Origin of the sequence: Pseudoduganella sp. RAF19 (genome assembly GCF_052114165.1) — a bacterium.
Taxonomy (GTDB): Bacteria; Pseudomonadota; Gammaproteobacteria; order Burkholderiales; family Burkholderiaceae_D; genus Rugamonas.
The window spans coordinates 13495-31433 of sequence record NZ_JBFREF010000008.1; the positions used below are offsets into that span (position 1 = coordinate 13495).

At 61.1% G+C, this 17939-nt stretch carries 21 protein-coding genes and 2 tRNA genes; 8 read left to right on the forward strand and 15 right to left on the reverse strand.

All coding sequences use genetic code 11. The features are described from left to right. Positions 1-155: 155 nt before the first annotated feature. Complete coding sequence (soxR, locus tag AB4Z19_RS20875; RefSeq protein ID WP_442024084.1) at positions 156-617, reverse strand: redox-sensitive transcriptional activator SoxR; 462 nt, start codon at positions 615-617, stop codon at positions 156-158. 69 nt (positions 618-686) lie between these two features. Here soxR and AB4Z19_RS20880 point away from each other — a divergent pair, with 69 nt between their 5' ends. Beyond that, positions 687-1076 carry an ester cyclase gene (locus AB4Z19_RS20880; RefSeq protein ID WP_442024082.1) on the forward strand — a complete coding sequence of 130 codons (390 nt, stop codon included), beginning with the start codon at positions 687-689 and terminating at the stop codon, positions 1074-1076. On the opposite strand, the gene AB4Z19_RS20885 is transcribed toward AB4Z19_RS20880, so the two are convergent. Continuing rightward, positions 1066-1983 (reverse strand): GGDEF domain-containing protein, encoded by a 918-nt coding sequence (locus tag AB4Z19_RS20885; RefSeq protein WP_442024080.1) that lies wholly within the window; start codon positions 1981-1983, stop codon positions 1066-1068. The two genes, AB4Z19_RS20880 and AB4Z19_RS20885, sit on opposite strands and share 11 nt — an antisense overlap. Before the next feature lie 112 nt (positions 1984-2095). On the opposite strand from AB4Z19_RS20885, the gene AB4Z19_RS20890 reads away from it, so the two are divergent. Continuing rightward, positions 2096-4030: a helicase-related protein gene (locus AB4Z19_RS20890; RefSeq protein ID WP_442024096.1), complete on the forward strand. Its 1935-nt coding sequence runs from the start codon at positions 2096-2098 to the stop codon at positions 4028-4030. Between the two features lie 3 nt (positions 4031-4033). On the opposite strand, the gene AB4Z19_RS20895 is transcribed toward AB4Z19_RS20890, so the two are convergent. Genes AB4Z19_RS20895 through AB4Z19_RS20915 form a run of 5 tightly spaced genes read right to left on the reverse strand, consistent with a single transcriptional unit; the run spans position 4034 to position 8179 of the window. After that, the gene (locus AB4Z19_RS20895) at positions 4034-4624 is read right to left on the reverse strand and encodes an IMPACT family protein (protein ID WP_442024078.1); all 591 of its coding nucleotides are present in this window, start codon (positions 4622-4624) and stop codon (positions 4034-4036) included. 44 nt (positions 4625-4668) lie between these two features. Continuing rightward, complete coding sequence (locus tag AB4Z19_RS20900) at positions 4669-5421, reverse strand: hypothetical protein (protein ID WP_442035908.1); 753 nt, start codon at positions 5419-5421, stop codon at positions 4669-4671. Between the two features lie 17 nt (positions 5422-5438). Continuing rightward, a complete protein-coding gene (locus tag AB4Z19_RS20905) occupies positions 5439-5822 on the reverse strand; it encodes a hypothetical protein (protein WP_442028625.1) in 384 nt (127 codons plus the stop codon). Continuing rightward, the gene (locus AB4Z19_RS20910) at positions 5728-7095 is read right to left on the reverse strand and encodes an APC family permease (RefSeq protein ID WP_442035909.1); all 1368 of its coding nucleotides are present in this window, start codon (positions 7093-7095) and stop codon (positions 5728-5730) included. Before AB4Z19_RS20910 ends, AB4Z19_RS20905 begins: the two co-directional genes overlap by 95 nt. 25 nt (positions 7096-7120) lie before the next feature. After that, entirely contained in the window at positions 7121-8179 is a 1059-nt protein-coding gene (locus AB4Z19_RS20915) for an aromatic ring-hydroxylating oxygenase subunit alpha (RefSeq protein WP_442028622.1), read from the reverse strand. Between the two features lie 157 nt (positions 8180-8336). Here AB4Z19_RS20915 and AB4Z19_RS20920 point away from each other — a divergent pair, with 157 nt between their 5' ends. Together AB4Z19_RS20920 and AB4Z19_RS20925 are read left to right on the forward strand one after the other, a co-directional pair. Next, positions 8337-9119 carry a hypothetical protein gene (locus AB4Z19_RS20920; RefSeq protein ID WP_442035910.1) on the forward strand — a complete coding sequence of 261 codons (783 nt, stop codon included), beginning with the start codon at positions 8337-8339 and terminating at the stop codon, positions 9117-9119. 182 nt (positions 9120-9301) lie between these two features. After that, positions 9302-10414, forward strand: a complete 1113-nt coding sequence (locus AB4Z19_RS20925; protein WP_442035911.1) for an acyltransferase family protein — start codon at positions 9302-9304, stop codon at positions 10412-10414. On the opposite strand, the gene AB4Z19_RS20930 is transcribed toward AB4Z19_RS20925, so the two are convergent. Further along, entirely contained in the window at positions 10392-11273 is an 882-nt protein-coding gene (locus AB4Z19_RS20930) for a LysR family transcriptional regulator (protein WP_442025141.1), read from the reverse strand. The two genes, AB4Z19_RS20925 and AB4Z19_RS20930, sit on opposite strands and share 23 nt — an antisense overlap. Positions 11274-11427: 154 nt before the next feature. On the opposite strand from AB4Z19_RS20930, the gene AB4Z19_RS20935 reads away from it, so the two are divergent. The 4 genes from AB4Z19_RS20935 to AB4Z19_RS20950 all read left to right on the forward strand — a co-directional run bounded on the left by AB4Z19_RS20935 (position 11428) and on the right by AB4Z19_RS20950 (position 13614). Next, on the forward strand, positions 11428-12426 hold the full coding sequence (locus AB4Z19_RS20935) for an NAD(P)H-quinone oxidoreductase (protein ID WP_442036049.1): 999 nt from the start codon (positions 11428-11430) through the stop codon (positions 12424-12426). A gap of 87 nt (positions 12427-12513) precedes the next feature. After that, positions 12514-13062, forward strand: coding sequence for a hypothetical protein (locus AB4Z19_RS20940; RefSeq protein WP_442035912.1), 549 nt, complete (start codon positions 12514-12516; stop codon positions 13060-13062). An 11-nt stretch (positions 13063-13073) separates the two neighbouring features. Further along, positions 13074-13310, forward strand: a complete 237-nt coding sequence (locus tag AB4Z19_RS20945) for a hypothetical protein (protein WP_442025145.1) — start codon at positions 13074-13076, stop codon at positions 13308-13310. Between the two features lie 4 nt (positions 13311-13314). Further along, positions 13315-13614, forward strand: a complete 300-nt coding sequence (locus AB4Z19_RS20950) for a hypothetical protein (protein WP_442025147.1) — start codon at positions 13315-13317, stop codon at positions 13612-13614. 43 nt (positions 13615-13657) lie between these two features. On the opposite strand, the gene AB4Z19_RS20955 is transcribed toward AB4Z19_RS20950, so the two are convergent. From AB4Z19_RS20955 to AB4Z19_RS20985, 7 genes are all read right to left on the reverse strand, one after another. Further along, positions 13658-13733: transfer RNA gene (locus tag AB4Z19_RS20955), tRNA-Lys, on the reverse strand. Between the two features lie 24 nt (positions 13734-13757). Continuing rightward, a tRNA-Lys gene (locus AB4Z19_RS20960) sits at positions 13758-13833 on the reverse strand. A gap of 110 nt (positions 13834-13943) precedes the next feature. Next, on the reverse strand, positions 13944-14693 hold the full coding sequence (gene ybgF / locus AB4Z19_RS20965) for a tol-pal system protein YbgF (protein ID WP_442025149.1): 750 nt from the start codon (positions 14691-14693) through the stop codon (positions 13944-13946). A 90-nt stretch (positions 14694-14783) separates the two neighbouring features. Further along, a complete protein-coding gene (gene pal / locus AB4Z19_RS20970) occupies positions 14784-15305 on the reverse strand; it encodes a peptidoglycan-associated lipoprotein Pal (RefSeq protein ID WP_442025151.1) in 522 nt (173 codons plus the stop codon). A 34-nt stretch (positions 15306-15339) separates the two neighbouring features. Next, on the reverse strand, positions 15340-16602 hold the full coding sequence (gene tolB / locus AB4Z19_RS20975; protein WP_442025153.1) for a Tol-Pal system beta propeller repeat protein TolB: 1263 nt from the start codon (positions 16600-16602) through the stop codon (positions 15340-15342). After that, positions 16602-17483, reverse strand: a complete 882-nt coding sequence (tolA, locus tag AB4Z19_RS20980) for a cell envelope integrity protein TolA (protein WP_442025155.1) — start codon at positions 17481-17483, stop codon at positions 16602-16604. Before tolA ends, tolB begins: the two co-directional genes overlap by 1 nt. Positions 17484-17494: 11 nt before the next feature. Further along, positions 17495-17932 carry an ExbD/TolR family protein gene (locus tag AB4Z19_RS20985; protein WP_442025157.1) on the reverse strand — a complete coding sequence of 146 codons (438 nt, stop codon included), beginning with the start codon at positions 17930-17932 and terminating at the stop codon, positions 17495-17497. Positions 17933-17939 lie beyond the last annotated feature (7 nt).

Below are 17939 nucleotides of genomic sequence, written 5' to 3' on the forward strand. Positions count from 1 at the left end.
GGGCCGAGGGGATTGGCCGAGGTCGCGTGGGAGAACCAAAGGCGTGAGGCAGGTGTCTGCCACGGCGTGGCAGACACCAGGTTTGGGCTTCTGGTTTGGTCAGACCATCTTATATTGGCCTGACCAATATTTCAAGGTGGGCAGGCCAATAATATTTATTCCACGACAATGCGGCGCGGCCCCGGACCTTCTTCGGAGAGCGTATCCAAAGGATTGCGCAGCTTGCAGGCGCCCAGCGACAGGCAACCGCAGCCGATGCAATCGTCCAGCTGGTCGCGCAAGGCTTGCAGGCGGGCGATGCGGGCATCCAGTTCCTTTTGCCAGCCTTTCGACAGCCGTGCCCAATCGTGGGCGTCAGGCGTGCGGCCTTCCGGCAAAGAGGCGAGGGCCACGCCGATTTCCTCCAGCGAGATGCCGATGCGCTGCGCCACCTTGATGACCGCGACGCGGCGCAGCACTTCGCGCACATAGCGGCGCTGGTTGCCGCCATTGCGCACGCTCTGAATCAAGCCGCGCGCTTCATAGAAATGCAGCGCCGACACCGCAACGCCGGCACGTTCGGCCACTTCACCGACGGAAAGCTGGCGACCGATGTCGGCGGGATCGAGCCTGGGCATAAAAGTCCTTGACCTGAAGTTAAGTTGAGGTTTTAGCCTATCACAAACCAACCACTGCAAGGAGCAAGCATGTCCGACCACAAGAGCGTTATCCGCCAACTGTTCGAAGAAGGCTTTAACAAAGGCAGCCTGGCGCTGCTGGACCGCTTGTGCGCATCCGATTTCCTCGCCAGTCCGGGCGACAAGGGACTGGCCGCGTTTGCAGACGGCGTGGCCGCCGTGCTGGCCGGTTTCCCTGACGTGCGATTCGAAATCGAAGATCTGTTCGGCGAAGGCGACCGTGTGGCCGTGCGCTGGCGTTTCGAAGCAACGCACAACGGTCCGTTCCAGGGACATCCTGCTACTGGCCGCCGCGTGACGCAGACGGCCAATGTGCTGTATCAGTTCAAGGATGGGAAGATCTGGCGGGCGTGGATGCAGGCCGACCGATTAGGCCTGCTACAGCAAATCAGTTCCTGACGATGATGCGGTTGCGTCCCAGGCGTTTGGCCTGATACAGCGCGTCGTCGGCGCGCTTGAGCGCATCTTCGCCGGATGCGTCGCCTTGGGCCAGCTCGCTCAAGCCGCCGCTGATGGTGGCGAGGCAGTCGAGTCCCATGGTGCACAGAGTGTTGGCGATGCGGATGCGCAGACGTTCCGCGATCGGCTCGGCATGGTCCCAGGTCGTATGCGGCATCAGCACCACGAATTCGTCGCCACCGAGACGCGCCGCGGCGTCGGTGGCGCGCAGCTCGTGGCGGCAAACATCGGCCGTGGCGGCGATTACCTTGTCGCCCACCAGGTGGCCGTGCTGGTCGTTCACGCGCTTGAAGTGGTCGATGTCGAAGATCATCAGCGAAGTGGGCGTGCCATAGCGGGCGAACATCTCGAAGTGCTCGGCCAGCATCTGCATCAGCTTGCGGCGATTCAGCAGGCCTGAGAGAGGATCGATCTCGCTCTGCGTGCGCAGCTTGGTTTCCAGTTCATTGCGGGCGGTGATATTGCTGGCCACCCACAGCACGGCGTCTTCGCCCTGGACAGGGAAGGCGAGCGCCTGCACGCGTCCTTCAAACCACAGGGTGTCGGTAGGGCCGTCCGTGTTCAAGCCTTTCAGGTCGCTGGAGGCCAGGCTGTATTCGACGATATGCAGGCAGCGCTTCTCCAGCGCCAGGCTGACTTCATGCACAAACCAATCCGCCTTTTCCTGCGCCAGCACCTCGTGAATCGACTTGCCAATCAGGCTGTCGCCGCGATGGTAATAGCGCGCGTCCGCCCCGCCGAAAACGGCGATATAGCGTCCGCTGCGTGTAATCACGAAAGCCGGATCAGGCAGGGACGCCAAAATCGCGTCCAGCTGCACGCCGGAGAAGGGGGAATCGTCTCTCAAACCAGGCCCATTTAAATCGACTGTCCATTACAAAGTACCAGAAATATTTCCAAAAGACAAAGAAAAACTGGTGTTCGCCGTGCGTCGGGTGGCCAGCCGCTATACTCGCGCCATGACGACGAATGAGAATATGGACCAGGATGAGCAACTGCTGCGCGAAACCGGCCTGGCGGAGCGCGGTATTGGTCTGGTGAAGATGGAAGGGCGCGTGTTCCTGCGCATGTCCGGCAGCGTGGAGGCGGGCGGGCGAAGCGTGTCCTATGCGCTGGTGCCGGAGCAGGGCGTGCTGGCCAAGCCGTCCAAGTGGCGCAAATTGGATGACGAGGGCCGCGCGGCGCTGCTGCGGGAACGGGGCAATGAGCGCGCCGTGCGCCAGCTGCGGGATGAGGTGGCGTCCTTCGTGGTTGAACTGGATGAGGCTTGCGAGGAGTACGGCCTGAATCCAGCGCCCTTCCTGCGCACGCTTGCGGAAGGCGAGAGCTCGGAGCCGGCCGGTATTGTGTTCGAGCGCGTGCGCCAGCGCATGGAGCATGCCGTTGAGCGTCAGCGCGAAGAGCGCCATGCCGAGCGCACCAAGCAGAGTATCAATCTGGCCGAATATCCGGCTTCCTTCGAGGTCGCGCGGCGTCTGCCGCGCAAATTTATCGCCGTGCTGGGACCGACCAATTCAGGCAAGACGCACAAGGCGATAGAGGCGCTGGCGAAAGCAGCCAGCGGCATCTATCTTGCCCCTTTGCGGTTGCTGGCACTGGAAAATTACGAGCGTCTGTCGGAGCAGCTGCCCGCAGTGAGCCTGATTACGGGCGAGGAGCGGCGCATCGTTGAAGGCGCCACCCACGTCGCCAGCACGGTTGAAATGATGGATGCGCGTACGCCGGTGGAAGTGGCAGTGATCGATGAGATTCAGATGCTGGCCGACTCGGAGCGCGGCGCAGCGTGGACGGCGGCCGTGTGCGGCGCACCGGCGCGCACCGTCTATCTGGTCGGAGCGCCGGAAGCGCGCAAGGCTATCGAGGCGCTGGCGGAGCGGCTGGAATGTCCGCTGGAAGTGCATGTGCTGAAGCGCAAGGCGCCGCTGGCGATGGAACCGTCTTCCGTGCGTAATCTGCGCAATCTGAAGCGCGGCGATGCGCTGATTGCCTTCTCGCGCCGCGATGTACTGATGTGGCGCGACCTGGTGACTGAGCTGGGCATGAGCGTGGCGACCGTGTATGGCAACCTGTCGCCCGAAGTGCGGCGTGCACAGGCGGCACGCTTCCGCGAAGGGCAGGCCGATATCGTGGTCGGCACGGATGCCATTGCGATGGGCCTGAATCTGCCGATCCAGCGCGTGGTGATGACGACCACCGTCAAGTTCAACGGCTATGACGAGGAAGAGATTTCCGCCGCGCTGGCCAAGCAGATCGCCGGCCGGGCAGGGCGCTACGGCATTCACGAAGAAGGCCATGTGGCGGGCTTCGATCATGAGTCGCATGAGGTCATGCGCTCGCTGCTGAAGGAGAAGCTGGCGCCAATTCCATCCAGTGGTTTTTCGGTGGCGCCGACGCTGGAGCATTTGCACCGCATCTCCGCTGTGACGGGCGAAACCGCGCTGGCGAAACTGCTGAAGCGCTTCGTCCACAATATCGATGTGCCGGATGGTTTCTTCTTCCCGCGCATCACGGAAGAGCAATCCAGCCGCGCCGCGTGGCTGGACACGCTTCCGCTGTCAGTGGCTGAAAAATTTACGATGTCGCTGGTGCCTGTGTCGACCAAGGTGCTGACCTTGCAGCATGCGTGGGAACAGTGGTCGCTGGCGCTGTCGCGCAAGAAGGTCACGCACTTGAAGCGGCAGCACGATGAGCTGTACTACCAGAGTTTGCAGGAAGTGGAAGATGCCTGCCGCCTGTACTCGGCCTATGCCTGGCTGGGTTACCGCTTGCCGGAATACTTCCCGGATATCGCGGTGGCGCAGGAATTGTCGCGCGAAGCGTCGGCACGCGTGGACGCGATTTTGCGCGAACAGAATGTCGCAACGCGCCGCAAGCAACCGAAGAAGTACCGCTAACAGCTAGTCTTCGCTGCGCCAGCTGAGACGGCCGTGGCAGGCTTCGTTCAGCTGCGCCGTGAGCGCGCTCGCCGCACTGTCCGCAATGATGAACTCAATCGCCACATCGTCGCCATGCTGCACTTCGCCCAGCACGCCGCCTGCTGCTTCAATCTCGCGGCGTACGGTGCCTTCCAGCGCGTAGGGAAGAATGCAGCACAGCGTGCGCTGCTTGATGATGGCGATTTTCTCCGCAGCGAGCAGGGCCTGCGCCACGCTGTCCGTGTAGGCGCGCACCAGGCCGCCCGCACCCAGCTTCACGCCTCCGAAGTAGCGCACCACGGTGGCGAGCACGCCTTCCAGATCCTGATGGCGCAGCACATCCAGCATGGGACGGCCTGCAGTGCCGCTTGGCTCGCCGTCATCGACAGCGGCGGATTGTCCGCCTGCCAGCAAGGCCCAGCAAACGTGGGCCGCGCCAGGATGCTGCGCTTTGAGTTCAGCCACCACCGCCTGCGCGCCCGCGCGGTCGGCCATGGGCTGGACGCAGGCAATGAAACGGCTTTTCTTGATCACCAGTTCATGATGAACCGGCGCGGCGATGGTCTGAGGCATGAGGGCTTGCGAATGAATCGAAGCCGCGATTGTACACGCTGGCTTTAATTCGCCAGCAGCTGCGGCACGCCTTTCTCCATCGCGGCGTTCAGCAGGCTCTCCATATTGCGCACTTTTTCATCGGACGTGATGGCGTTCCAGGCATACAGCCCGTTCTCGCCTTTCATATTGCCGATGGTGCAGCTCTGCTTCTGATAAACCTCTTTCACTACCTTCATGGTGGAGGCATCAATAAGTCGCAGCTTCACGTAAGCAAAGGGCATGATGATGCCGCGGCCGAACTGGCCCGTGGCGTCTTCGGTAATCTCGACACCGTTGTCGAGGTAGAAGCCCAGGCCTTCAAAGCGCCCCGTGCTTTCGTGGCTGCGGCTGAACTTCACTTCAGCGTCCGCATTCAGTTTGGTGACGAGGATCAGGTGCGTTACATTGCGCTGCTTGAGCAAGCCTTGCAGGTAGTCGAGATTGGCCTTGTTGGCTTCCGGACTGTCGAACATGGCGTTTTGCGCCTGATACAACTCTGCATCCAGCGTCAGGATCATGGCGGTAGGCGTGGCCGGTTCCGCCTTCAGTACCGCCTTGTTGGCGGCCTGCACGGTCACCTCGTCAAATGCGGTGTTTTTCAGCGGGACCAGGTTGCGCGCCAGCTGCGCCACGCGCGTACCGGTCTGCGTGACGAAGTTATAAGTCGACATGCTGTTGCCGGATAAAGCCATGATACCGATCTTGCGCGGCGTTTGTCCGTCTGCGTGCGCGGTCAGCGATACCAGAGTAAGCAGCATGGTTGCCAGGATTCGCATTGTTCTTCTTCCTTTTTCTAGTTTGGCCCTGCGCCGGCAGCGCCACGCAGGAGGTTGAGTATATGTGCACGTGCTTCGCCGGCGGTCATGCCTTTCTGTTCGAGCTGGCGTTGCAGGTCGCCGAACAGCTTGCGCCGGTGCTCGCCGGCGTCGGACACGTCGCGCCGGTCGGAGAAGAAGTCCATCAGGGTGGAGCCGCACATACAATTGCGGTACACCTCCACGATGGCGATTTCATCGTCATCGTGGCTTTGTTTCAGGCCACTGTGATCGGGGCGGGTCGCAAGCGTTTGCCGCAGAAAATCGTCAGCGGTGTCGTAAATTTTGCCGCAGTTCTTGCAGCGCTTGGGGAAGGCGGCCTCGCTCAATGCACGCAGGCCATCGAGGAAGTCGTTGTTCATGTCGTGACCAGACGCGATTTGGCGCGGTAGCGGGCATACCAGAACAGCGGCAGGCTGAGCGCACCCAGCGCAATCGCCCACAGGAAGGATTCCTGGCCCACGCCGTAAAAGCCCCAGACCGAGAACACGAAAGCCCGGCAGCGCCGGCGACAACTCCCGCAGCTGCATGCCGCACTACACCGCGCCGCCACAGCTTGAACAAGGCCAGTCCGCCGAACAGATACAGAGGCAGGCTGGCGGCGGTGACCATCACGGTGAGGAAGGTGAAGGCATCGGCCAGCGAGCGGCTGTAGCTCATGCCAACCATGACGCTGGCCAGCACGCCCACCAATACCAGTGCGCGCGCCGGAGCGCCGCGCCGGTTCTGTAGCTGCAGCGCATCAGGGAATGTGCCGTTGGCCGCCAGCGAGGCGGTGACTTCGCCCGCGACCAGGGTCCAGCCGTTCAGGCATCCCAGGCCGCTGATGACAATGAAGGCGGACAGCCACTGCCCCCAGCCCTGGCCCCAGTAGCGGTCGAACAGCGCGGCGAACGGCGCTTCCGACCTCGCCAGTTCGGTGTGCGGCAACAGCAGCAAGGGCGCGGCGGACACGCACACATACACCACGGCGATGATGGCCGTGCCGGCAATGGTCGCGCGTGGAATGGTCACTTCGGGACGGTCGATTTTCCCGGCCGGGATAGTGGCGCATTCCACACCAAGCACGGTGAACAGCGCAATCGTGCCCGCCGCTGCGGTCGCGTCCAGCGTGAGTGGGGCCGGCGCCAGATGTCCTGCAATCGGCTGTGCGCTCATTACGGCCACCAAACGCAGCACGACCACGGCAATCATGGGCAGCAGCTTCAGGCCGACCGAGATCAGTTGCACGCGTCCCGACGTTTTCGCGCCGCGCAGATTGATCAGCACGAAGAACCACACCATGGCCAGTGCCAGAATGGAGGAGGGCACGTGCGCCAGCGGCGGCACCAGCGCAACGAGATAGCCAACTAGGCCAATCGCCAGCGCGGCATTGGTGATCCAGATCGACACCCAGTAGCTCCACATGACGAAAAAGGCGACGCCATTGCCGAAGGCGCGGCGGGTGTAGCCGTATGGACCGTCTTCTTCGGGCAGGCTGCGCGCCAGCTGGGCAAAGGTGTAGGCGACAAACAAACAGCCCGTGACCGTAGCTGCCCATCCCGCGAAGGCGTTGATGCCGTAAGGCGCCAGCGAAACCGGCAGCAGGAAGATGCCCATGCCGATGACATTGCCGACGATGAGCGCAGTGCTCATCCAGAAGCCGAGGGGCTTGTCCTGTTTAAGCATGGCGGATGTAGGCGGCGCGCAGCAGGTTCTGGAAATGCCATACGCCGCTTTCTCGGCGAGGATTCAGGCGGCCCGCTTCATACGAGCCGGAACTCAGGCCTTTCTGCACGTGCTCGCAGATGAAGATGTCTTCTTCCTGGATGGCGTGGCTGAATTCCTGCTCGGCCTGCACGCGCTGCAGCACGTCCGGTTCCTGCGTGTAGTAGTAATCGAATTCGACGATGCAGTGATCGCGCCCATCCGGCAGCACGCGGTTGGTCTGCAGGCGTCCCGGCGTGATGTTGAGCATGATGTTCGGATAGACGAAGTAGTAGAACGCGTCGCCGTCGCCGTAGATGCCGTCGTTATTGCGCAGCGGAGAATGCTGGAGCGAGTACCAGTCGTGCAATTCCGTGTCGTACACGCGGTAGTCCAGCACTTTCGACAGGCCTGGATGGACGAAGGGCAGGTGATAGCCTTCCAGGAAGTTGTCGACGTAGATCTTCCAGTTGCAGGCGATGCGGTAGGTGTCGCGTTTGGCGAACTGCATGGCGCTCAGGTCGATGGGCGCGATGCGCGCGCTGATATCCTTGAACACATCGTCAAACGCCGGCGTATCGTCGCTTAGCGTGACGAAGACCAGGCCTTGCCATTCGCGCACCCGGATTTGCGGCAGGTGAATGCCGCTGATATCGAAGTCTTTGGCGTCCTGCATTTCGGTGGCTGCGCGCAGACGGCCGTCCAGTTCATATGTCCAGCCGTGATATTTGCAGTGCAGCGCACGCGCGCCTTTGCCATTGCAGACGGCCAACGGACCGGCACGGTGGCGGCACACGTTGTAGAAGGCTTTCAGCGTTTTGTCTGGCTGACGCACGATCAGCACGGGCTTGCCCGCTATTTCACACGCCACGTGATCGCCAGGTTCGCCCAGGTCGCCCTGATGCGCGGCCAGTTGCCAGCTCTCTCCGAACACGCCGCGCTGCTCCACGTCCAGCCAGCGCGGCTCGCGGTAGAAGCTGGCGTGCAGGGCATGAGCGTGATCGAGCGCCTCGTGGCGGCAGTGGTCGGGCATATGGGCTCCTGTGTGCGAAGCAATAACTGTCTCACGAATTTGTGTGCCCGAGATGTTGCTTGTTGTAAAAAAGTTACGCTTGCAGGTTTCAGCATGAAGCATTGATGCGCTTAATATAGAGCGTCCTTATTCGCCTCATATCCGCCCCATATTCGCGATGCGCTTCCTGATCTCCTGTTCTGTGCTGTCCCTGCTTGCAGGCTGTACCTCCATTCCCGAATTCTCGGCGCAGCCAAGCGCGGTAAATGGTTTACTCAGTTTCGACGACCTCATTGCTCACATCGAATGCGAGATCGCCAGTTCGGCCAGGGCAGGGGCGTTTGGTGCGAATTCATATGCGGCCAGCATCAGCCTTTCGGCCGAAGTGACGTCGACGTCAGGCGTGTCGCCAAGCCTGACTTACATCAACCCGCTGTCGGCCGCAACCGAACGTTCGCTGGGCGCCAGCGGACAGTACTCCCGCGCCAATCACAAGAACCTCACCAAGAATTTTTCGATTTTCCTGAACCGCGAGCGCGCCGATGCGGTCAGCGAGGCTTGCAAGGCGGTTGCGGGCCGCGGCATCGGCGGCGATCTGGGACTGACCGAGGCCATCGTGCTCGGATCAAACGAGAACTTCCTGTTCCGCCGCGATGGCGATCCCAAGGTTCAGAATAATTTTGTGATCACGGTGGACTTCACCATCACCAAAGGCGCGTCGGGCGGACCTGATTGGAACCTGGTCCACTTCAAAGGACCGTCCGATTCGTCGGGCAGCTTGATCAACTGGACCAATGTGGCGAAGGACACGCTGATCCTTTCGTTCTCCCGCGTTGAACTGTCGAGCGCCGCGCCGGAGGCCATGGAAGAAAAAAGAACCGAAACCATGCGCGACGCCGTCAAAGCCGCCGAAGACGGCCTCACACGCTCGCTGCTCGAACGCCTGGTGCCCGGCCGCTGAGCGGGAGTTGGTAAATTTGTTGCGTGATACTTAACAATTTCTCTGCTATTTGCCGAAGTTTCACCATCCGCGCGCCACTCATCCGTGATCCTCGGCTATGATGACGCCCTTTCAAATAGTAACTAGTAATACGAATGCTTGTGCGTTGAGGCAATGTTGTTCGTATTGCAAAGAAAGGCAAGATGCTGTTATCGGGAGCGGAGGAGAAGGTTCAGCCGCAATTCGGCTTGATTAATTTGCTCAAGGCGGGCGCTGCGCAATTGATCGTGCTGCACCACCTGGCTTTTTACGGTCCAATGTCCGATCACGTGCGCCAGCTGCTGCCGGACGTGATCGACTGGCTGTCTTCGCACGCGCGTATTGCCGTTCAGGTCTTCCTCGTTATCGGCGGCTTCCTGGCTGCCAAATCGCTTTCGCCGCAAGGCCAGCCCGGCCACGACTACCCGCTGCGCGCGATCTGGAAGCGCTATGCCAAGCTGGCGCCGCCGTTCATCGTTGCCACGCTGGCCGCCGCCGCCGCATCGGTCCTGGCGAGCCAGTGGATGGATCATCACTCTATTTCGGAGCCCGCAACCGTCGGCCAACTGAGCGCACACGCGCTGCTGCTGCATGGCGTGCTGGGTTACCCGTCCGTGTCCGCCGGCGCCTGGTACGTCGCCATCGACTTCCAGCTGTATGCGCTGGTGGTGCTGATGCTTTGGCTGGCGGGGCGGGTGGCCGGTACGAGTCAACTGCGCTGGCTGGTACCGTTCTGGGTTGCGGTCGGTATCGCGCTGTCGCTGCTGCACTTCAATCTGGACCCCGACTGGGACAACTGGGCGCCGTACTTCTTCGGCAGCTATGGCCTGGGACTGATGGCGTGGTGGGCGAGCGATCCAAGCCGCAAGCCGGGCGCGGTGCTGCTCTTGCTGGTGATGACGCTGCTGCCGGTCCTGGTCGGCCTGGCCATCAACTTCCGCAGCCGCATCGCGCTGGCGCTGGCCGTTGCAGGCGCATTGCTGCTGTTTGGCCGCGTCAAAACCTATTCGAATGGCCGCGCCTGGTCTGCCATCAACGGCCTGGCGCGGACGTCCTACGGCGTGTTTTTGATTCACTTCCCGGTTTGCCTGCTGGTGAACGCGGCCTTCACCCATTTCGTTCCTGCCGAACCGGAACTGCAGGGCGTCGGCATGCTGACCGCCTGGGCCGCCAGCCTGATCGCAGGCGCTGCCTTCCACAACTGGATCGAGCTGCCGCTGGGCCGCGTGTTCGAATCCACGGTGGGCCGCCGCGCTATGCAGGCGTCGTCCGTGTAGCGAAGGCTTGCACGATTTCGTCGATGGTCACGCGTATGCGCGCAGTGTGGCGCAAGTCCTGATGCGTGACCAGCCAGATCTCATATTGCACTTCTTTTGAACGCTCAGGCCAGATCCGCACCAGGCCATCGCGTTCGCCCATCGGCACCGGCAGCTCGCCAATTCCCAATCCCGCTTTGATCGCCGCGCGCAGCGTCAGGTTGGCGTTCAGCCGCGCGACAATGCGGCCGCCTGTCAGTGGCTCGCCGACGAATGCCGGTTCGCTCTCGCGAATGAAATGCGGCTGATAGACCACCAGATCGTGTCCCGCAAAGCGCTCGCCCGGCAAGGGCAGGCCGCGGCTGCGCACATAGTCCGGCGAGGCACACAAGCCAACCTCCCAGCGCGCTAGCTGGCGCGCCAGCAGGTCCGGATTGCGCGGCTTGATAGTGCGGATCGCGATGTCGGCCTCACGTTTGGCCAGATTGAGCACCTGCGTTGACGTGTCGAGCATGACCGATACGTCCGGGTGCTTTGCGTGCAGCCGGGCGATCGCGGGCATGATGAATTCCTGCGCCAGGGCGTCGGTAGTGGAGAGTTTCACTTCGCCGGCAAGCCGCTTGTCGACGCCTTGCGTGTGGCGCACGAGATCGTGCGCCGACTGCTCCATGGCTTCGGCTGCGCGCAAGGCGATGCGGCCGACCGGCGTGAGCTCGTAACCAGTGGATGTGCGCAGGAATAGTGTGGCGCCCAGCGTATGCTCCAGTGATGCAATTCTGCGTCCAACAGTCGCCTGGTCGATATCGAGAGCACGTGCGGCGCCGCGCAAAGTCCTTTCCCGCTGGAGCGCAACGAAAATGCGCGCATCGTCCCAGTTCACGGTGGTCTCCTAGCTGATGCAAATTTGCATCATAAGACCGGCAATACGCTGCTTGTCAAGCAATGTCGCGGTTTCTACACTTTCCTCACCAAAGCAACGCGCTTTTTAAAGAGGTGATTTCGTGTCAAACGCAAACCAATCCGTTCCAGCTCAGATGATCGCGATCGACATCGCACAACCGGGCGGCCCCGAAGTGCTGACGCCAGCGCAGCATCCCGTCCCCGAGCCCGCAGCCGATGAGGTGCTTATCCGCATTCATGCAGCCGGCGTAAATGGCCCGGACCTGTTGCAGCGAAAGGGCCTGTACGATCCTCCGCCTGGGGCGCCGGATATTCCCGGCCTCGAAGTAGCGGGCGAGGTTGTCGCCGTGGGCGGAAGCGTAACGCAGTTCGCGGCTGGTGACCGTGTCGCCGCACTGATTGCGGGCGGCGGTTACGCAGAGTATGCGGTCGCTCACGCAAGCAATGTGTTTGCAATTCCGGAAGGTCTGAGCATGGTCGAAGCGGCGGCGATGCCCGAGACTTTCCTGACTGTGTGGCTGAACATGTTCCAGCGCGGCCGGCTCGCGGCTGGCGAGAGTGTGCTGATTCATGGCGGCGCGTCCGGCATCGGCACCACGGCGACCATGCTGGCCAGGGCCTTTGGTGCATCGAAGATCATCACCACTGTTGGCTCCCCGGCCCAGCAGGCGGCAAGCGTCGCGCTGGGCGCCGATGTAGCGGTTGACTATCGCTGTGAGGACTTCGTTGAGGCAGTCATGCATGCCACCGGCGGGCGAGGCGTCGATGTGATTGTTGATATCGTCGCGGGCGACTACGTTGCACGGAACTACGCAGCGGCCGCAATGAACGGGCGCATCGTGCAGATCGGCGTGATCAAAGGCGCGGCGCCGTCACTGGACCTGTTCCCGATGCTGGCGAAGCGCCTGACTCACATTGGTTCGACACTGCGCTCGCGCACGCATGAAGAAAAGGCGGCGCTCATCGCGGATCTCACACATGCTGTCGGTCCGCACATTAGCCGCGGCGCCGTGAAGCCTCTGATCTTCAGGACTTTCGATCTCGAAGATGCGCGTGGCGCCCATGCATTGCTGGAATCTGGCGGGCACGTTGGCAAGGTGGTTCTGGTCACGGCGGCCGGGCGCGCGGCTTAATGGCGCATCATTTTCGCCACGTCGGCAATCGTGCGGACGGGGGTGCTCTGGTAGGCTGGATTTCTTCTTCGCCGAAAGGAGTCCGGCATGCTAAAGAAATTGATGTGCATTCTTGTTCTCGGGACATTGGCAGCGTCGGCCTCAGCGCAGGCGCTGTGGGACTTCAGCTACAGAGGGTTTTTCTACACGCCAAGCAGCCGGTTCGAACCGAATTGGATCGAGAGCGGGCTGTTCGCGGGTACAGACAGCAATGGCAATGGTCTGCTGGAACGGCAGGAGCTGACGCGCTTCTCGTGGCAGCAGATCGAGTACGTCAAACCGTATGGCTGTCCGCTCATGCAATGCGAATTGTCGAGCTTTAGCTTTAACCTGCATACCGGGCAGCTCAGTTTTGCGTCCGACTGGTCATACAGGGATGATATGGCCTACAGCACCGGTAGCACCATGTCCGGCGACCGGATACACGTTTATGGCTACGTAGGCGAGGGCGGTGGGTCGTCCGAGGATCTGCTGTGGACCAGTCAGACCCAATTCAACATCGCGCCCGCACCCGTGCCCGAGCCGCCGATGTTTTTGATGCTGTTATTGGGATGCAGTCTCTTACTTTGGCGTAGGATGTCACTTCCGTTAAATTAAGGAAGTTTTGCATGACCTACGAAGAGTATCTGGACGAAGTCACCACATTGATCTTCGAGAAATACGGCGTGACCGAAGCCGCGGCCATCAAGATGGTGATCGCAGCCCAAGACAAGGAGTTCTTCGTCAAACACGACGATGACAAGGCTCTGCGCAACATCGACCAGGCCCACAAGGACGCCAAAATCATCTTTGAAGCCGCGCAGGGCGCCAGCAGGAAGCCGCCGGTCAAGCCGAAAGCGAAATAAGCGGATGAGCAGCCACACGCAATACGACGCCCTTCGCTACGAGCTTTTTCGCGAGCAGGCGGGTGCACTGGGCGTCGCCGGCAGGCAGCTATGTGATGCGCTGGCTGCTTATTGGAGCCATATTCAAGGCGGTGGAGTTGGGGGCCAGGTACGCACCGAACAATTGCTGGACGATGTCGCCGGCAAGGCTTATGCGCTGCTGCTCCAGCGCGAGTTTGTGGGACTCGTGCACAACAACATGGAGTGGCTTCGCGCGACGTTCGATTTGCCGCCTGAAGTCTGGGGCCGCCTTGGCCGTAGCTGACATAACAAAAAAGCCACCCGAAGGTGGCTTTTTTGATGAATCTTGGTAGGCCGTGCGGGATTCGAACCTGCGACCAACGGATTAAAAGTCCGCTGCTCTACCAGCTGAGCTAACGACCCAAGGTAAAACGTTCATCTTTCGAATGGTAGGCCGTGCGGGATTCGAACCTGCGACCAACGGATTAAAAGTCCGCTGCTCTACCAGCTGAGCTAACGACCCGTCGAAAGAAGAAGCAGGATTATAGGCTGCTCATCGGGTCTTGTCAAATGCCTTGCGGCATTTAAACCCTGACTTCAGGGCCGGACCCAGAGGGCCGGCCCCTGAGGCGATCACTTGCCTTTCAGCTGCTGCTTGGCGGCGGCGGCGGCTTGGGAGTCTGGATAGTTCTTGATCAGCTCTTGCAGCGTCTTCTTGGCGTTGTTGACGGCCTTCAGCTGGGTTTGGCAGCTGGCGATGTTCAGCATGGCGTCGGCGGCCTTGGGGCTGTCAGGATAATTCTTCACCAGGGACTGCTGCGCCAGAATGGCGGCCTTGCAATCGCCTTGGGCGTAGTAGGAGCTGCCCAGGAAGTATTGGGCGCTTGGGGCGTAGCTGGAGACTGGATAGCGCTTCACGAAGGCGTCCAGCGACACGGCGGCGCCTTTGTAGTCGCCTTCCTTGAATTGCTGCATGCCGGTGTCATAAGCCTTCTGCTCGGACAGATCCACTTCAGCGGTCTTGCCGTCGATGGTCACTTCGCGCGGTTCCAGCTTGCGCAGGCGGGCGTCGAGGTCGGCGTAGAAGTCTTTTTCGCGCTTGGCGGCGACGTCGATCGAATTCTGCAGCAGTTCCACCTGGCCGCGCAGGCGCGAGATGTCCTCCGCCATGCGTTCCTGCTGGGCGATGATGTCCAGGGTAGCGCTCTTGTCAGTCTTGGTGTCGATCAGGTTCTTCAGGTCGCCTTCCAGCTTGGCCACCTTGGTGCGCATGTCGAGGATGGCGCGGCGCGCTTCATCGTCGTCAAACAGGCCGGCGGAGGCGGTCAGGGGCAGGGTAGTGAAGGCGGCCAGCACGAGGGCTGTCTTGGTGAATTTGATCATGGTCAGGCGCTTTCAATGCTCAAATAAAAAAACGGGGCAGGGCGCAGTATAAACTGCGCGCCGCCCCGTGTGCGTGTATTACAAGAATGATTACTTGTACACGATGTCAGCACGGCGGTTCTGTGCCCATGCTTCTTCGTTGTGGCCTTCAGCCTTTGGCTTCTCTTTGCCCAGGGACACGGCTTCCATGCGGGACTCTGGCACGCCCAGGGCAGCCATCGACTTGCGCACGGCTTCAGCACGCTTCTGGCCCAGAGCCAGGTTGTATTCAGCGCCGCCGCGTTCGTCGGTGTTACCTTGGATCAGGATCTGGCGCTGGTTCTTGGCCAGGTAAGCGGAGTGGTTCTGCACCACTGGCTTGCCATCTTCACGAACAACGTAGCTGTCGAAATCGAAGTACACGGAACGGTTAGCCAGCACGCCTTTTGGATCGTCCAGTGGGTCGATCGACTTGGTTTCTACTGGAGCCACTGCGCGGGTGTCAGCTGCTGGTGGGGTAGCTGGCTTGGACTCAACTACTGGTGCTGGCTCAGCCACTTTAACTGGGGTCGAGCAAGCGGACAGCAGGGCCGCACTGGCGATGAGGAAGGCTACACTTTTTACGTTTTGCATTTTGCTTCTCCTGGTCGTTGATAAGGTTACTTCTTCACTTCATGAAAGGACCCCAGGTGGGCTCCTTGATATTGCCCGCTTGAATGGTCAAGCGCTGCTTTACTCGGCCGTCTACCGACACGACAGCCAGCGATTTGCGGCGACCCGATTCGGTGGCGTACAGGATGTACTTGCCGTTCGGGGCGAAGCTCGGCGACTCGTCGCTGGTGGTGTCGGACAGACGTTGCTCTTGGCGGCTTTCCAGATCAAGAACATAGAGCTGGAAATTGCCATCGCGCCGGGAAATGTAAGCCAGCGTCTTGCCATCGGAGGAGATGCGCGGGCTGATGTTGTATGGACCGCCAAAGGTCACGCGCTGGGCGTCGCCGCCGTTCACGCTCATGCGGTAGATCTGCGGACCACCGCTGCGGTCGCTGGTGAAGTAGATGTACTGGCCGTCGGCCGAGAACTGCGGCTCGGTGTCGATGCCGTTGCTGTTGGAGATGCGGCGCAGGCCGGAACCGTCGGCATTCGCCAGGTAGATCTGGGTGTTGCCGGTCTTGGACAGGGCCACGGCGACCTTGCTGCCATCAGGCGACCAGGCTGGCGCGGAGTTGCTGCCCTTTTCGTTGGCGATCACGGTACGCTGACGGGTCATCAGATTTTGCACATAGACCACCGGCTTCTTCTGCTCGAAGGAGACGTAGGCGACCTTGGTGCCGTCCGGCGACCAGGATGGGGAGATGATCGGCTCGTTGGAGCTCAGGGCCAACTGCACGCCTTCGCCGTCGGCATCCGCCACTTCCAGGCGGTAGCTGCGGCCTTGCTGGGTCACGTAAGCGATACGGGTGGAGAAGGCGCCCTTGATGCCGGTCAGCTTCTCGTAGATGTCGTCGGAAATGCGGTGCGCTGCCAGGCGGCCGTATTGCGGCGGGGCCTGCTGATCCAGCTGCGACACTTTGGTCGACTGAATGGTGGACATCAGCTTGTAGCGCACGTCGAACGAGCCGTTGCCCGCTGGCGCCACGGTGCCGATCACCACGGCGTCCGCGCCGCGCGACTTCCATGCGCCGTAGTCGATATTGTTCATATCGGTGACGGTGCCGGCGTCGATGATCTTGAAGACGCCGCTGCGCTGCAGGTCGGCCTTGATGATCTCGGAGATCTGCGCCGGCGCCTGGCCTTCGTTGACAAAGGTCGCCACCGCGACCGGGATCTGGTTGCTGCCAACGCCGGTAATTTCGACGCGCAGCTGGGCCTGGGCGGATACGCTCAGCGCCGCCCCAGCCACTACGAACAGGTACTTAATTTTATTCATCAGGGCAAATCCTTCAGGTTGAATACGATATCAAGCTCGGGCTCCACCGTGCCGTCCTTCTTTTTAGGCAGGGGAGAAGACTTCTGAATCGCATTTTCCACCGCAGTGTCATATGCTGGCACACCGCTGCTCTTAACTTTTCGTACCGAAATCACTTCACCGGTCGGCAACTGGCGGACGTGGAACACGCCTTCACCATCCTGCTTGCCGCCCGTGTACACGACATTGCTGGTCACCTTGGCCTTGATCGCCGCCGCATAGCCGCTATCGATACGCGGTGCAGTCGACTTGGCCGCCGTGCCGGTCGACGTGCTGGCGGCGTTGCCCAGGATGCGCTTCATCTCGGCATCGCGCGCCTTGGCCAGCTTGTCGGCTTCCTTCTTCTCGGCCAGCTTCTTGGCCTTTTCATCGTCTTTCTTCTTCTGCTCGGCGAGTTTCTTCTCTTCGAGCTTCTTCTGTTCTTCCAGCTCGCGCTGCTTTTCGAGCTTCGCCAGCTTTTCCTGTTCCTTGCGCTTCTCTTCCGCCAGCTTCTCCTGGCGTTCCTTTTCCTTCTTGCGCTCCAGCGCGATGTCCGGTTCCTGCGGCTTCGGCTGCGCCACTTCCTGCGGTGGAGGAGGTGGGGGCGGAGGCGGCTCTTCCACTTTCGGCGTCGGTTGCGGCTCGGGCTCCGGCTCTGGCGGCGGCTTTGGCGCGGCCTGCTGGGTCGTCATATCCCACACTTCCGCTTCCACGCCGACCGGCTGCGAGCTTTGCCAGCGAATGCCGCCCCACAGGAACACGAACAGCAGCACGTGCATCACCACGGCCAGCACGAACGAGCGCGTGCCGTCGTGCCGCTTGGGCACGCGGTATGGGGAACCTACGCTCGCTGCACTACTCATTTCGTCATGCCTTACTTCGTTGCCAGCCCAACGCGATTGATGCCCATCTTTTTCGCTTCCGAAATCAGCTGGATCACATCGTCGTACTTGCTTTCCTTGTCGCCGGCGATCAGCACCGGATAGTCGGGATTGGCCTCATGGATCTGTTTCAGCTTGCGCACCAGTGCGTCGCGGTTAGGCTCCGTCTCCGGCGCTTCCGAATTCTTGCCGGCCAGGCCGATGGACAGCGCGCCATTCGGCTTCACCGTCACCTGGATATAGCTGTCGGGCGGGCGCACCGACTTCTCGGCATGCGGCAGGTCGATCGTGCTCGGATTGTTCGAGCTCGGGATCACCATGAAAATGATCAGCAGGCAGAGCATCACGTCGATATACGGGACGACGTTGATCTCCGACTTGAACTTGCGGCGCTTGGTGCCGCGCATGCTGCTGGAGAAGGAAGTAGCCATGGCCAGG

Coding starts and splice junctions, on each gene's coding strand:
- soxR (WP_442024084.1), bottom strand. CDS start 617: ATGCCCAGGCTCGATCCCGCCGACATCGGTCGCCAGCTTTCCGTCGGT.
- AB4Z19_RS20880 (WP_442024082.1), top strand. CDS start 687: ATGTCCGACCACAAGAGCGTTATCCGCCAACTGTTCGAAGAAGGCTTT.
- AB4Z19_RS20890 (WP_442024096.1), top strand. CDS start 2,096: ATGACGACGAATGAGAATATGGACCAGGATGAGCAACTGCTGCGCGAA.
- AB4Z19_RS20895 (WP_442024078.1), bottom strand. CDS start 4,624: ATGCCTCAGACCATCGCCGCGCCGGTTCATCATGAACTGGTGATCAAG.
- AB4Z19_RS20900 (WP_442035908.1), bottom strand. CDS start 5,421: ATGCGAATCCTGGCAACCATGCTGCTTACTCTGGTATCGCTGACCGCG.
- AB4Z19_RS20905 (WP_442028625.1), bottom strand. CDS start 5,822: ATGAACAACGACTTCCTCGATGGCCTGCGTGCATTGAGCGAGGCCGCC.
- AB4Z19_RS20910 (WP_442035909.1), bottom strand. CDS start 7,095: ATGAGCACTGCGCTCATCGTCGGCAATGTCATCGGCATGGGCATCTTC.
- AB4Z19_RS20915 (WP_442028622.1), bottom strand. CDS start 8,179: ATGCCCGACCACTGCCGCCACGAGGCGCTCGATCACGCTCATGCCCTG.
- AB4Z19_RS20920 (WP_442035910.1), top strand. CDS start 8,337: ATGCGCTTCCTGATCTCCTGTTCTGTGCTGTCCCTGCTTGCAGGCTGT.
- AB4Z19_RS20925 (WP_442035911.1), top strand. CDS start 9,302: ATGCTGTTATCGGGAGCGGAGGAGAAGGTTCAGCCGCAATTCGGCTTG.
- AB4Z19_RS20935 (WP_442036049.1), top strand. CDS start 11,428: ATGATCGCGATCGACATCGCACAACCGGGCGGCCCCGAAGTGCTGACG.
- AB4Z19_RS20940 (WP_442035912.1), top strand. CDS start 12,514: ATGCTAAAGAAATTGATGTGCATTCTTGTTCTCGGGACATTGGCAGCG.
- AB4Z19_RS20945 (WP_442025145.1), top strand. CDS start 13,074: ATGACCTACGAAGAGTATCTGGACGAAGTCACCACATTGATCTTCGAG.
- AB4Z19_RS20950 (WP_442025147.1), top strand. CDS start 13,315: ATGAGCAGCCACACGCAATACGACGCCCTTCGCTACGAGCTTTTTCGC.
- ybgF (WP_442025149.1), bottom strand. CDS start 14,693: ATGATCAAATTCACCAAGACAGCCCTCGTGCTGGCCGCCTTCACTACC.
- pal (WP_442025151.1), bottom strand. CDS start 15,305: ATGCAAAACGTAAAAAGTGTAGCCTTCCTCATCGCCAGTGCGGCCCTG.
- tolB (WP_442025153.1), bottom strand. CDS start 16,602: ATGAATAAAATTAAGTACCTGTTCGTAGTGGCTGGGGCGGCGCTGAGC.
- tolA (WP_442025155.1), bottom strand. CDS start 17,483: ATGAGTAGTGCAGCGAGCGTAGGTTCCCCATACCGCGTGCCCAAGCGG.
- AB4Z19_RS20985 (WP_442025157.1), bottom strand. CDS start 17,932: ATGGCTACTTCCTTCTCCAGCAGCATGCGCGGCACCAAGCGCCGCAAG.